Below are 14,140 nucleotides of genomic sequence, written 5' to 3' on the forward strand. Positions count from 1 at the left end.
GCGATGCAGGTTAGTATCATGAGACAAGACTGGGTCCGGCTTTTCTCAGGGGGGCTGGTCCCGCCGGTCAACGGGGCGCAACTGGCGGAGCAGTATTTTTGTGACCAAGCGTATCAAAATCGGCGTCGCTGGCGCCGGGGTTTTTGGCGGATATCACTGTGGAAAGGTCGCCGGGCTTGATGGCGTTGACCTCACTTGTGTTTATGATCTCGATCCTGAAAAGGCGCTGATACAAGCCAAGAAGCATAATGTCTTGGCGGAAACGGATTTCGACGCGCTGCTCGATCGTTCAGACGCAGTCGTCATCGCGGCGCCGGCTATCGCACATTACGATCTGGCCCGTCGGGCGTTGAGCGCAGGCCGCCATGTCTTCGTCGAAAAACCGGTCGCCCTGACGCTCGAAGAGGCGGACGAACTGGTCGCCTTGGCGGTGGTGCAAGGACTGATCCTGCAGGTCGGACACCAGGAACGTTATGTCGCTGAGGCCGTCGGTCTTTTTGACCGCAAATCATCGCCAGTGAAAATCGACTGCGTCCGCCACACATCCGCCAGCGGACGCTGCGAAGACGTGTCAGTCGTGCTTGATTTGATGATCCATGACATCGACCTCATCCGGAAGCTCACCGGCGCAGAAATCAAAACTCTCTCCGCATATGGGAACAGCAACGCCGCCGATGCTGAACTCACGCTCGACAATGGCGCGACGGTGTCGCTGGCGGCGTCTCGCCGAGACGGGGCGCCCGAGCGCCGCATGACTTTGGTCTATGAAGACGGCGTCATCGAATTTGATTTCATCAAGCGCGCAGCGGAGAACACAACGCCATCGCCGCTCCACGCCTGTTTCGACGGCGAGGATGCGCCGCTCTCCTTTACTGATCCCCTGGCTTATGGCGCTGCGGCCTTCGCCGCCGCCATTGCGGCGGGCACAGCGCCGCAAGTCACCGGCGCGGACGGGCGCATGGCCCTCGACTGGGCGCTGCGCATCGAAGAGGCGGCCGGAATCGAGATGGCCTCCCATCAATACAAGACCCCGGAAAGGCGGCGAGCATGAACAGTGTTGTGAATCTATCCATTGCAGGCAAATCGGCTGTCGGCGACATCGCGTTTATTGATCTGAAAGCCCAGCAACGCCGCATTCGCCCCGCCATTGAAAAACGATTGCAGGCGGTGCTTGATCATGGCCGCTACATCGCGGGCCCTGAAATCGATGAACTTGAAGAAACGCTTGCCGAGCGCACGGGCGCCTCAACGGTAATTGCTTGCGCCAGCGGCACGGCGGCGTTGATCATTCCGTTGCTCGCGCGCGGCGTCGGCCAGGGCGATGCGGTCTTTGTTCCGGCCTTCACCTACAACGCGACGGCGAACGCCATTCTCCTTGCCGGCGCGACGCCGGTATTTGTCGATATCGACGCCAGAACCTTCAACATCGATCCCAAGGATCTCGAACACCGGATCGCGGCGGTGCGCGCCGAGGGCAAGCTTCAACCGCGCGCCGTCATTCCGATCGACCTTTTCGGATCGCCCGCGGATTACCGCACCATCGCCGCCATCGCCGCACGCGAGGACCTGTTTGTGCTTTCAGACGGGGCGCAGAGTTTCGGCGGAGAGCTGGACGGGCGCGAAGTCGGCGGCCTCGCCCCCGCGACCGCCACCAGCTTCTTCCCGGGCAAAGCCCTTGGCGCTTATGGCGACGCCGGCGCTATCTTCAGCATGAACAGCCTCGACCGCGAACGCTGGGCCTCCATCCGCTGGCACGGCACAGACGAGGCCCGCAAGGAATCTGTGCGCGTCGGCTTCAATGGCCGCATGGACACGTTTCAGGCGACGATCCTCCTCGAGAAACTTGCGATCTTTAATGACGAGCGCGATGCGCGCCGCCGGATCGCAGCCGATTACGACCGGGCCTTGTCCGATATAGCCCGTCCGCAAACGCAGATCGAAGGCGCCAATTCCGGATATGGCTATTATTCGCTCTGTGTCGATAACCGCGATCAGGTCGTGAAAAAACTGAAAGCCATGGGCGTGCCGACGGCGATCTATTACACGACGCCGCTGCACCTGATGCCGGCATTCGCCAATTATGCGCCGGCGAATGGCCTGCCCGCGACGGAGAAAGTCGCTTCTGAGATTTTCTCCCTGCCGATGCATCCTTACCTGACCCCCGAGCAGGTGGATTACATCTGCGACGCGGTGCGTCAGGCTGTGTCTTAGGCCGATTTTTCCGGGCTCTTATAAGGTTGATGGATAAAATGCCGTCCTGCTTCAGGGCCGGAGTCGATCTGCGCCAGCAAGCGCTCGCGATCGATGGCTCTGAATTGTTGAATGTAATCCTCGATCACACCCGCTTCCAGCCCCATGCGCGATAGCGCCTCGCGCGCAATCAGGATGCTTGATTCAAGCGTCTCGCGAACGATCACATCAGGACCGAGTTTTCTCAGCTCGATCTCATGCATGCGATCATGGGCGACAGCGAGAATAGTCACATTGGGAAAGCGTTCCCGCAGAATGATCACGGCGGCGTTCACCGCTTTCGGATCGTCCATACACAAAATGATCGCGCGCGCGTCGGCGGCGCCGGCAGCCTCCAGCATGTCGAGCCGCGACCCGTCGCCATAATACACCTTGAAGCCAAACCGCTCTGCGTTGCGGATATGACCGGGATTGCGATCGATCGCGATAATATCGACGCCAGAGTTCTGGAGCACCTGCGATATGATCTGGCCCATGCGCCCAAACCCGGCGATGATCGCATGATTGCGCCCGCCTTCAGGCTCCGCCAAACCGTCAGCGCTTTCAGCGCTATCGCGCGCGAGCCGTTTGGCGCCGAAATAAAGCAACGGCGTCAGGGCCATGGAGAGCGTGACAATCGCCGCCATCAGGCTCGCCTGTCCATCGGTGAACAGGGCGGCGCTGACGCCCAGCGTGAAAATGACGAAGGAAAATTCGCCGCCTTGCGACAAGGTCGCCGCGCTTTTCAGCGCGTTGCTCCGGCCCGCCCCCATCACCCGCGACAGCGCGTAAAGAATAGTGGATTTTACCGCGACAAGCCCGAAGGCGCCGCCAACAACCAAAAGCCATTGCTGCGCAATTATTCCCAGATCGAGGCGCATGCCGATCGAGATAAAAAACAAACCGAGCAACAGACCGCGGAAAGGTTCGATATCGGTTTCGATCTGATGCTTGAAAGACGACTCCGCCAGAAGCGCCCCGGCGAGAAATGCGCCGAGCGCCATGGAAAGCCCCGCCCAGCCGACAGAGAGCGACACCAGCGCCACCACGAACAACGCCGTTGCAGCAAACGCCTCACGCGAGCCGGAGCTGGCGACAAGTCGGAAGACACGATCAAGACCGAATTTCCCGACAAGAATGACAATGGCGACAACGCCAGCAGCCTTGATCGCCGCATCGACGCTATTTTCGCCGCCGCCCGCTCCCGCAACAAAAGGCACTGCGGCAAGCAGCGGAATAACCGCCAGATCCTGAAACAAGAGCACCGAAAAAGACTGCGTTCCGTAAGCGCTGTTCAGCTCGCCCCGGTCCTTCATCCATTGCAGCGCAAAGGCCGTAGAAGAAAAGGCGAGTGAAAAACCCGCAATCGCAGCGGCAGGCGCGGGCATCACGCCTGCCAGAACAAACAGGCAGGCGATAACCGCGCCGGTCACCGTCATCTGCGCGGCGCCAAGTCCGAAAATCTGTTTGCGCATGGACCAGAGCCGCGAAAACGACAACTCAAGTCCAATTACAAAGAGAAAAAGCACCACCCCAAGTTCGGCGATATGGAAAACTCCCTCCGGCTGATGCAGGAGGTTGAGGCCGAACGGGCCGACAGCAACGCCGGCGGCGAGAAAACCGAGGATGGAACCGAGCTTTAGGCGATTGAAAAGCGGAACGGCGACAGCGGCGGCGCCTAGATAAGTTGCAGACTGAATGAGAAAGTCGCTTTCCGTCGCCGCCATAGGCCCTGTAAATTCCTTCCGCTAAAGAATGCCTTTCAGTTCTTCGAGACCAAGAGCGAGATTGATATTCTGCACGGCCTGGACCGCCGCGCCCTTGAGGAGATTGTCCTCGGCCGCAACGACGACCGCATGGCCGCCTCCCCCATTCGGAGAATCTTCGCTTATGGTGAAACCGCCAAGGAGAACGCCTTTGCGGTTCGTTCCATCTTTAAGTTCTGGCGGCGCATTGCGCAAGGCGATGAGCGGTTCACGCGCGTATTTTTCTTCAAAAAGTTGCGTCAGCGCAGCGACATCCATTTTGTCCGCAAGCGGAATATGCGCCGTAATGACAATCCCGCGAAAGGCGGGATGCACATGCGGGCTGAACCGAACCTTTGTTCCAAGGTGACGCGTCGACTCGCGCTCATGATTATGGCCGGTGAGCGCATAAGGCATGAGATTATCTTTCAGGCGCTCGGGATCGTTCTTCGGGCTCGGCTTGGTTCCCGCACCGGAATAACCGGAGACGCCGAACACGGACGGAATCCCGCCAAGCTTCGGAACGAGCGGCCCAATGGCGAGCTGGATCGCGGTTGCATAACAGCCCGGATTGGCGATGCGGGTTTTGCCGGCGATGTTTTTCCGGTTGAGTTCGGGCAGGCCATAGGCCCAGTCGTCATTGAACCGGTAATCGGCGGACAGATCGATAATGATCCGTCCCGGCGCATGGGCCTCAATCGCCTCGACATAGGGCGCAGCGGCGCCGTCCGGCGCGGCGAGGATCACCACGTCGGCGCGACGCTTGGCGACTTCTTCGGGGCTCAGCGCTTCAAAAACGCATTCGTCTTTATCTTCCGGCGCCACTTCCGCCACCGGGCGGCCCGCAAACTCCCGGCTCACCGCATAAGCGAGCATCAGCTCCGGATGACCGGCTATCAGGCGGATCAGCTCGCGGCCCGTATGGCCGCGGGCGCCGACAAGACCAACAAGAAACGGCGTGCTCATGATGCGTCATCTCCCACAAAGGACGCCGGCATGGCGGCGACGCGCTCGGCGATGCGTGAAATCCGCGCCCAGTCTTTTTCGCCCTTCCAGAAAACCGTCCACGGCCCCGCCTTCACCGAGCCGTCGGCGCTGTCGTGGTAAAAGGCGTTGAAGCCGTTGGTGGTGCGCGAACGCCAGAAAAAGGCCGGATTGTCTTTCACGAAACCGCGCCAGACGGTGCGCGACAGTCCCTCGCCGCGCGCATCCTCGACCACCGCGAATTTATCGAGATAGATGAAGTCATCGATTTTGGTCAGGATCGCCCCGGCGCGGTAACTCGCCGACATATGCACCTGATGCAGATCGAGCCCGTCCCACCAGGAACCTTTAAGCTTGCGGCCAAAGGCGTTCTCAACCAGCGCTTCTGTGCGGTCGCGATCAAGCTCTGTCTTGTCGGTGACAAGCTTGATCATCTCGCCCATGCGCACCAGCGTGCCCGAGCCGCCATGGGTGAAGAGTTCCTGGATCAGCCCCGACGGCGTGGTGATGGAAACCGAGGTCGACAAAGGCGACGCTTCGAGGAGGCGCTTGATCTCGGTCAGCTTCAGCCGCATGCCGCCTTCGACCCAGCTTGCCTTCATCAGCTTGTCGAAGTCGGAGGCGAGGTTGATGGAGTGCATGACGCTGCCATGCTTGTCCAAGAGCCCACCGACGCCGGTCAGAAACACGATCTTCATGGGCTGGAGCGCCTCGACGAGCGCGCGCGTCGCCGTGTCGCCATTCACATTGACGATCTGGCCGCCCGGCGCGATGCCGAGACAAGTGAGAATCGGCATCGCGCCCGAGCGCACGACCGAACTAATGAGGCCCTGACGGATCGTCGTCGGCTCGCCGACAAAACCGAGCTTGTCCTTGTCGAGATAATCCGCCTCGATCACGCCGGCGATGAGGCCTTCCGCCTCGACGCCCTGTTTGCGCACGGCTTCCACGAGTTTGATGTTCTCGCCAATGAACACATCGCGCGCGACGTCGAGCGTATCGGCGTCGGTGACGCGCAGCCCGTCGACTTTCTTGGTTTCAACGCCGCGCTCTTTCAAGGCGAGATCGAGCTGCGGCCCGCCGCCATGCAGAACGATGGGCGTCAGGCCGACCGTATGGAGGAAGGCGAGCGCTGAGGCCGTCTCTTCGAGCTGTTCATTGAGGATCGCGCCGCCGATTTTGATGACCGCAAATCGCGACTGATCGACCTCGGAAAAGCGCTGGAGATAGGCGCGAATTTCCTTGCCGTCGCTCATATTGGAGAGCAACTGGACGATCGTCTGGCGGGTGAAGGCGGTCTGGGTCACTATTTTATTCGCTATATATGTTTTCAATGACGAGGATGCGCGCCTCGCCTCTTGGATGGGCGACATGCTCTTCGCCATCTTCAATGGTCAGCGCATCGCCTGCTTGCAAGGTCATCATTTCTTCTTTGCCATTCTCGCGGTAATGCATATCCACGGTCCCATCGACGACCATGAAGACCTCCCGGCCAGTATTCTTGTGCCAGCGATAGGGCTGGTCGGTCCAATGCGCTCTAACGGATATATCTCCGAAAAGCGCTATCAACTCGCTACCCCATGCACTGTCAGCCTTGAAGGATTTTGTGTGCGTGAGCTTCACGACGACACCAACGCCTTCATGATCGCCTTTTGCACATGCAGGCGGTTTTCCGCCTCGTCATAGGCGATGCAGTTTGTGCTATCGAAAACGCCGTCGGTCATTTTCACATTGCGCCGCATGGGCAGGCAGTGCGAGACCAGCGCATTGTTGGTCTTCGCCATCTTCTCTTCATCGACGATGAAATGGCGATACTGATCGCGGATCGGTTTTTCCTCTTCCCATTTCCCGAAGAACGGCAGCGCGCCCCAGCTTTTGGCGTAAACGACATCGGCGCCTTTATAGGCTTCATCAATGTCATGGGTGACATGGACATGGCGGCCATTGGCTTTGGCGTCCTGTTCCGCCTGGCTCATGTACCGCATGTCGAGAAGATATTCCGATTGCGGGCAGAGCAGCGTCACATCCATCCCGAACTTCGCGGCGATCATCAGCGCGGAATTGGCGACCGCCGTGTTCAAGGGCTTGGGGTGATAAGTCCAGGTGAGGACGAATTTCTTGCCGTCGAGCGGCCCCAGCCTTTCCTGCAGCGCCATCACATGGGCCATCTCCTGACAGGGATGGGTGATGGTCTCCATATTGATGACGGGAACGTCGGCATATTGGGCGAAGGCGTTAAGGATTTTATCCTTCCGGTCTTCCTCCCAGTCGACGAATTTCGGGAAGGCGCGAATGCCGATCATGTCGCAATAGCGCGAGAGGACCTTGGCCGCTTCCTTAACGTGTTCCTCGGCGTCACCGTCCATGACGACCCCGTCCTCGAACTCCAGCGGCCACATGCCGCCGGACGGAGACAGGACCACCGCGTGCCCGCCGAGCTGCTGCGCGCCGACATCGAAAGAGGTCCGCGTCCTCAGGGAGTTGTTGAGGAACAGAAGCGCGACCGTTTTACCTTTCAAAACATCACCATAGGGCGATGTCTTCAGGCGTCTCGCCTCGTCGATCATGGCTTGAAGTTCCGGGCGGGACCAATCAGCGGTGTTCAAAAAGTGTTTCATCCCGGCTGTTTAGCGGGACGCCGCGATGAAACCAAGCGCTCCTTTTGGGGAAAATCGTCGGTCCTCGCCGCGCCGATTCGCAGGTGACAGTCAGCGGCGAAACAGAATAGTTTCCAATTCCTTAACCGGCAGGCTCGATGGCGTCTGGCGTCCGGGGATGGTATTTTCAACAACTGGAGCGCGAGGGGCCTCGTCCAGTTCACTCATCAGGCGGCGTCCCGAATTAATAAGCGGGCTCCGTCAGGGCCCGGCGGCGGAAACAAAAATGGCGGATGAGCAGCAGCATCTGGACGGGGAAAGACTGGCCGCGCGCATTGACGCGCTAAGCCCGCGCCGTCTCGCCGCCCTGACAGGCGCCTTCCTCATCGCCCTCGCCGCGCTGTTCATTTTTGAACTCAATGAAAAAGCGCAATTGCGCGAGACCGAAACGCAGCTGCGCCTTGCACAGGCGGCGAGCGACGGCGCCGCAGCGCTTAATATTTCCATCATGACCGGCGCGCCGGTGCGCGAGACGATGACGAGCGTCCGGCCGGGCGGCCTCACCGCGCTGTTTCACCTGTCGCCTTCGGGGGACATTCTGACCGCAGCAGGCGCTACGGATATTATCGACATCCCAGCAGGGACGCTGCGCTCCCTCGACTTCGACAACGCAAAGGATGCACGCCTCGATCTTCCCGGCGGCGATATCGCCGTCGCATGGCGCCGGCTCGACAATGGCGACGCATTGCTGGTCGCCGCGCCCGCACGCGACATGTTTGATCGCTCGCGCGTCTGGATTTTATTCGCGATTATTTTCGGGGCCATCACTTTGGCCATTGCGTCGCTCATGGCCGCATTCATTCGCCAGTCGCGCGCAGCGGCCTCTGCGGCGCATGCGCTGTCTACCCTGACGGAATTCAATGCGGCGCTGACCGGCGGGCGCTGCTCGCCATGGTTCTACGACCACAAGGACCGCATGGTGCATCTCACCAAAGCGTTCCTGCAGCCGCTCGGCCTTTCCGCCCGCGACCGCAAATTCACCATGCGCGAGATTTCAGCGCTAGTTCATCCGCAAGACCTGCGCACCGCACTCGCGGTTCTTTCCGGCGAGCCTTCCGGCGTTTCCGAAGGCGTGGTGCGCGTGCGCGAGCCCGGCGGCGGCTGGGCCCGCTCCTATTTCCGCACCTCACCGGAAGCGACGCGGTTTCATCGCGCGGGCGTCGCTTTCGATCTTGCAGGCGCATCGACCCTGGCGCCGGGCGCGGCGATCGCCGAGACCCGCCTTAAAGACGCCATTGAGAGCATCCCCGAAGCCTTCGTTCTCTGGGATGCGCAGGAACGGCTCGCGATCTGGAACAAGCGCTTCGCCGCGATCTTCCGCATTCCTGCAAAGATGTTGAAGCCGGGCCTGACGATTGAGGAAGTCGTCACCTGCGCCGGCGTCGCCGGTGATGTGCTGGCGTCGCATTTCGGTCCGCTTGACGACAAGCAACAGGAAAATGTCGAAGTCGCCTTGCCCGGTTCACGCTGGGCCCATGTCTCGCGCCGCAAGACCGCCGAAGGCGGCTATGTTTGCGTCGCCACCAATGTCACCGACCTCAAACGCCGCGCTTGGGCGCAAAAGCGCAAGGAACGCGAATTGCGCGACACGGTCGAAGATCTCGAAGCCTCACGCAAGGAGCTGTCCGAAGCCTTGCGCAAATATGAGTATGAGAAATACCGCGCCGAAGAAGCGAGCCGTTCCAAAAGCGAGTTCCTCGCCAATATGAGTCATGAGCTGAGAACGCCGCTGAACGCCATCAACGGCTTTTCCGAACTGATGCAGTCGGAGCTTTACGGGCCGCTGGGCGATGACAAATACAAGGAATATGTCACCGACATTCTGTCGAGCGGGCGCCATCTGCTCGAACTCATCGACGACATTCTCGACATGTCGAAGATCGAGGCCGGGCGCCTGACCCTCGAGCCCAAGCGCATCGAGCTGGAAAAAATTCTCAACGAGTCGACCCGCCTCGTCGCCAAGCGCGCCTCGGACGCCGGCGTCAAACTCACCACCTCTGTCGCCCACGCCCCCGCCGTCTGGGCGGACGCACGCGCGGTGAAACAGGTGGTGCTGAACCTGTTGTCCAATGCGCTGAAATTTACGCCCCATGGCGGCGAAGTCACCCTCACCGCCGAAGCGGATCTCGACGGCGTCACCGTGATCGTCGCGGATTCCGGAACCGGCATCGACCGCGCGAAACTGACCAAACTCGGCGCGCCGTTTGAGCTCACCGAAAGCCATTTCTCTCGCACAGGGTCCGGCTCCGGCATTGGTCTGGCGCTGTCGAAATCGCTCATGGATATGCAGGGCGGCATCCTCGCGCTCGCCTCCCAGCCGGGCAAGGGCACCGTCGCCTGCGCCACCTTCCCGCGCCGTCAGGCCGCAAAAGTCCGCCTGCCGCAATTCATCCGCAAGGAAGCGCATATCCTCACGGGGCGCGACACGCAGCCCGTTACGGTCGTCGCCACACAGGCGGCGGAGTAATCCGCACCTTATTGGCTTGAATCATGCCGCCGCCAGAACAGCTTTCCCAATTATACTCTAAGATTGAAAGCGGCAAAATTGATGACAGTTTTTCTGTTGTTGACCTTCTAATTCGTGCACGAATCTATTTGGAGGCATCAAGACCATCTGAAGATGGCTTTGATAGCCTTAGATTCTTTGCCGACTATATTGCTCATCCAAATATTGACCGATCACGCGCGATTAGCTTCTTAGAAGAGGCTTGCAATTTTATCGCTGCTCAAGGCCCTATGACTTTAACAGACTTCCGACTACCCGCACTCAGACAAGAGCTAGGGAAACTTGTTGAGGCAGAGCCATATTATGGGCCCATAGTAGAATCTTCGAAAACTGAAAAATTTGGATGGATGAAATTCTATTCAATTTTACTCGAAGAGCTAGTGAGTCGCACGATTGGCTTCGGCGAGCACATAAGTAAATGTAGCGACACAAGATTACGAAAAACATTAGAACGCCTACAATCAGCCTACCAAGACTCTTTTGTGCATCATGGCCACGTGATGGGCTGGCCTTTGAGCGAGACGGGCCCGCCATTTGGTTTTCGATTCTATATTTACCGCTTTGAACCAATGCCTAAGGGCGGATACTTGATGATGGGTGCGCGTCCCTTAATTGCACCAGATGGGTTTCGCTACATTCCTTGGTTGAATCCTCCGCCCCATCTTTTGGATAATGCATAGCATTAAACTGAAAATGTAATGGCCGGTTTTACGCCGCGTTACCGCCTGCCCGCGAGGATTGCGCCCCCATAACAAAGGCGCCGCCCATGCGCGTTGATATCGACAAACAGGATATTGCGAACGCCCTAGCCGACACGCGGAAAAAATTCGACCGCGCCAAGGCCGGGTTGATCATATCGTTCAACCTTCTTGGTGTTGTTTTCTGCGCCGCCATGTTCGGGCTTTGGCGCGCCGTCACGGCGATTACGGCGACGGCGCCAGCATTGTCCGTGGACGGCGTTCTTAACGCCTTTCATGAAAATCCCGCGCCGTTTTACCTGTTCTGCGCCAGCGCGTCTTTCGCCATCGCCGCCATCCTGACGGCCGTCGCCATCTTCAAGGCGCGCCGCAAGCGCGCCGCCGCGCACAAGGAAGAGGCCTTAAATCACAGCCTGAACGCCGGGCGTTTCGAGTTCATTTTCTCCGCTGAAAAGCTGACGATCATGGGTCCGCTCGCCGTGAAGAAAATCAGCTGGCAAAACATCAGGGCGATCGAAAAACGAAAATCCAGCATCGTCTTCCACCGCAAGGACGGCGGATATGATTTCATCCCGAAAAACGTCATTCCCAATGACAATTTCTATGACCTGATGATGGTGAAACATGGGAGCCTCATCAACAAGGCGTGCCCCTATGAAGAGGCGCATCTCGCAAAGCCCTTGAGCATCGTCTATGAGGCCGTGCGCGGCGATCTGGACGATTATTATGCGCAATATTTCAAAAAGCGCGACGGCAAGCTTTTTTTCATCCGGCGGCTTTGCGCATGGAAGCCCTGGGCGCCGTTCCTGTTCCTGACCTTCGCCGCGCTCGCCGTCGCAAGCGGCTTTGTCGCGTTTCAAACCTACAGTCTGGTTCAGGCTGGCGCCGCCATCGCCGCCGCGCTCGCGGCTGGCGCGATCCTGGTGACCAAGTCGAGCTATTTCCGCGGGCCCGCACATCCGTTCCGCAAAAACGCCGACTGGCCCTATGCACAAACCGATCTGACGACGGTGAGCCTTAACAAGGAAGGCGTCTTTCATGCGCGTCACGGCGCGACCGACATCATCAAATGGGGCGCCTTCAGCGGATATGCTGAATCAAAACGCTTCGGCTATCTCGTCATCGCGCCGAAACAGGTGATCGCTCTGCCCAAACGCGCCTTCCTCAACAAGGCTCATTTTGAAGATTTCACGCTTTACGCCAAACGCAACATCACCCTTGCCAAGAAACAAAAGAGCGATGCGGAACACGGACGGATGATGCGCTCCCTCGGCGACAAAGAGGCGCAACAACAACTGCCCGCCCCTGTCCCAAAAGCAGTGGCGGCGCCAACGCAAAAACCCCGCCCGGCTCCCGCAGTGGCGGCGATGGCGAGACCTGGCCCGTCGCCGCAAGCAGCGCCGGCGCAAGTGAAACCGCAAATCAAACCGGCGCCCAAAGGCGCGCAAGCAAAGCCTTCTCCAAAGCCCGCGCCTCAAACCGCCCCAGCGAAACCTGCGCTCGTTAAACCCGCGCAAACGCCCACACAGGCGCGCCCCGCCCAACAACAAGCGGCTCCCACGCCTGAAGCGCCGGAAAAACCGCAAACGTCAAAACCGGTGAAAAAACCTGCGCCGAAAATGCCTTCGGAAACCGCGGCGATTTTGAACTCAGCCCTGAAAAAGGCCGCGCAACTGGAAGCCAAGGCGAAGCAACAAGAGGCGGCGTCAGCGCAGCAAGCCGAAACGCCGCCAGAGAAGAAAACCGCCGCGGAATAAATTAAAGATCGCGCAGCATGGCGATGGCCCGCCGCGCCGACCGCGGGATCGATGTTTGCGTCGCGCCTTCGCGCAACTCTGCAAGCTTGCTTTTGTCGAGCCACTTGCCGCCGATCATCACCGCTGATGGATTTTCAATGACGCTGACATCGCGCAAGGGGTCGCCGTCGACGAGGATTAAATTCGCGCGATATCCGGGGGCGATGACGCCCGTCTTTTCAAAACTCAGGATTGAACCCGCATTGACGGTGGCGGTTTGAAGCGCCTCATAGGGCGTCAGCCCCGCCTTAACGAGTAATTCCAATTCGCGCGTCATGACCGATCCCGGCAGGTTGGTGAAGATGCCCGCATCCGTACCGGCGACGAGCGGAACGCCGGCGTCATGCAGGGCCTTTGTCGCCTTCAGATAGAACGCCGCCCGGGGCGCTTCGCGCGGGGCCGGGTCCATGCCGCTCCAAAATTCGTAGGTGCCGCTATCAAGCATTTTCAAGAGCGGGTTAATCGTGTCCGCACCGGGGCGGTTCAGATAAGCGCCTTTTGATTCCGCCACGCGCACCAGATTGTCATGGGCGATCAGCGTTGGCGTCACCGCCTCGCCGGATGCGGCGATCTTTTCGGCAAGCTCATCCATCGCCGCCTCGTCCAGCTGATCGCGCAGCCCATGCCAGACGATCGATTCCACATGCTCGATGGTGGTGAAGCCGCGCCCCAGCGATTCTTCAAAGGCAATGTCGAAAGGTTTCTCGTATGGAACCCCGGCGGCGCGCACGCCTTCGGGCGTGTGTCCCGAAATGCTCATGCCGCGTTTCGCCGCTTCGTCGGTGACAGCGTCATAGGCTTCACGGTGAAGATTTGAATAGACTTTGAGGGCGCGATAGCCCTGCTCATATTGTTTGGCGACCGCCGCCCTTGCTTCTTCTGCGGTGACGACAAGCTGATGATTGTCCTGCTGATTCTGACCCGGGCTGTTCAAAATAGGCCCCGTGGTGATGAAATCAGGCCCGAGAATGCGTCCCTCCTCGATCCGCTTTTGCAGCGGCAGGTGAAACGGCATGCCTGACATATTGCGCACGCCCGTCACCCCATGGGCGAGATAACCGGCTAGCTCCGCTTCGTCCCAGATGTGGACATGAGCGTCGATCAGGCCCGGCATCAACGTTTTGCCGCCGCCATCGATGTGAACGATATCATCCGCCTTCAGATCATCGGGGAGCGCAATTGCGCTTGCATCGCCAAATCCTGCGATCACACCATCAATAACCAAAAGCGATTGCGGCGCACTCTCAGTTTCCGCCTCACCCTGCGCCACACTCTGCGCCATGGTGAGAATGCTGACATTATCGATCTGGATAGCGCGCGGCGCCGCCTTTAGCGGCGTTAATGCGCGCGGATAACCCGTAGCGGCAATCCCGAGCCATATCGCCGCCGCAACCAATAAAATTCCAATCGCCCCAAGGCCCCGCCGCACATTCATTATTTTTCCTTCCCTGTCGGGGCTGCCCCCCGCCCGCTTTATTGCGGAAAATCTATTTAGGAAGAGAAATGCGCTCTGTGAAGGTGGCGC

General features: G+C 59.2%; 11 protein-coding genes. 5 read left to right on the forward strand and 6 right to left on the reverse strand.

The window, feature by feature from the left end; all coding sequences use genetic code 11:
* Window positions 1-100 precede the first annotated feature (100 nt).
* Together ACFOOP_RS18880 and ACFOOP_RS18885 are read left to right on the forward strand one after the other, a co-directional pair.
* Window positions 101-1,051: a Gfo/Idh/MocA family protein gene (locus ACFOOP_RS18880; protein WP_379882717.1), complete on the forward strand. Its 951-nt coding sequence runs from the start codon at window positions 101-103 to the stop codon at window positions 1,049-1,051.
* A complete protein-coding gene (locus tag ACFOOP_RS18885; RefSeq protein WP_379882718.1) occupies window positions 1,048-2,211 on the forward strand; it encodes a DegT/DnrJ/EryC1/StrS family aminotransferase in 1,164 nt (387 codons plus the stop codon). Before ACFOOP_RS18880 ends, ACFOOP_RS18885 begins: the two co-directional genes overlap by 4 nt.
* On the opposite strand, the gene ACFOOP_RS18890 is transcribed toward ACFOOP_RS18885, so the two are convergent.
* The 5 genes from ACFOOP_RS18890 to ACFOOP_RS18910 are packed head-to-tail and all read right to left on the reverse strand — an operon-like array spanning window position 2,208 to window position 7,576.
* A complete protein-coding gene (locus tag ACFOOP_RS18890) occupies window positions 2,208-3,956 on the reverse strand; it encodes a monovalent cation:proton antiporter-2 (CPA2) family protein (RefSeq protein ID WP_379882719.1) in 1,749 nt (582 codons plus the stop codon). The two genes, ACFOOP_RS18885 and ACFOOP_RS18890, sit on opposite strands and share 4 nt — an antisense overlap.
* A 21-nt stretch (window positions 3,957-3,977) precedes the next feature.
* Complete coding sequence (gene argC / locus ACFOOP_RS18895) at window positions 3,978-4,940, reverse strand: N-acetyl-gamma-glutamyl-phosphate reductase (protein WP_379882720.1); 963 nt, start codon at window positions 4,938-4,940, stop codon at window positions 3,978-3,980.
* Entirely contained in the window at window positions 4,937-6,265 is a 1,329-nt protein-coding gene (locus ACFOOP_RS18900) for an acetylglutamate kinase (protein ID WP_379882721.1), read from the reverse strand. The genes argC and ACFOOP_RS18900 overlap by 4 nt, the downstream gene beginning before the upstream one ends.
* 4 nt (window positions 6,266-6,269) lie before the next feature.
* Window positions 6,270-6,581 carry a cupin domain-containing protein gene (locus ACFOOP_RS18905; RefSeq protein WP_379882722.1) on the reverse strand — a complete coding sequence of 104 codons (312 nt, stop codon included), beginning with the start codon at window positions 6,579-6,581 and terminating at the stop codon, window positions 6,270-6,272.
* A complete protein-coding gene (locus ACFOOP_RS18910; RefSeq protein WP_379882723.1) occupies window positions 6,578-7,576 on the reverse strand; it encodes an N-acetylornithine carbamoyltransferase in 999 nt (332 codons plus the stop codon). Before ACFOOP_RS18910 ends, ACFOOP_RS18905 begins: the two co-directional genes overlap by 4 nt.
* A gap of 265 nt (window positions 7,577-7,841) precedes the next feature.
* On the opposite strand from ACFOOP_RS18910, the gene ACFOOP_RS18915 reads away from it, so the two are divergent.
* The 3 genes from ACFOOP_RS18915 (at window position 7,842) to ACFOOP_RS18925 (ending at window position 12,576) form a co-directional block, all read left to right on the forward strand.
* Window positions 7,842-10,082, forward strand: a complete 2,241-nt coding sequence (locus tag ACFOOP_RS18915; RefSeq protein ID WP_379882724.1) for a sensor histidine kinase — start codon at window positions 7,842-7,844, stop codon at window positions 10,080-10,082.
* A 23-nt stretch (window positions 10,083-10,105) separates the two neighbouring features.
* Window positions 10,106-10,801: a hypothetical protein gene (locus tag ACFOOP_RS18920; RefSeq protein WP_379882725.1), complete on the forward strand. Its 696-nt coding sequence runs from the start codon at window positions 10,106-10,108 to the stop codon at window positions 10,799-10,801.
* Window positions 10,802-10,887: 86 nt separating this feature from the next.
* Window positions 10,888-12,576, forward strand: coding sequence for a YcxB family protein (locus ACFOOP_RS18925; protein WP_379882726.1), 1,689 nt, complete (start codon window positions 10,888-10,890; stop codon window positions 12,574-12,576).
* Between the two features lies 1 nt (window position 12,577).
* Here the strand turns inward: ACFOOP_RS18925 and ACFOOP_RS18930 are convergent, their stop codons facing one another.
* Entirely contained in the window at window positions 12,578-14,050 is a 1,473-nt protein-coding gene (locus ACFOOP_RS18930; protein ID WP_379882727.1) for an amidohydrolase family protein, read from the reverse strand.
* Window positions 14,051-14,140 lie beyond the last annotated feature (90 nt).

Source organism: Hyphococcus aureus (genome assembly GCF_042643165.1).
In the GTDB taxonomy this organism is placed as follows: Bacteria; Pseudomonadota; Alphaproteobacteria; order Caulobacterales; family Parvularculaceae; genus Hyphococcus; species Hyphococcus aureus.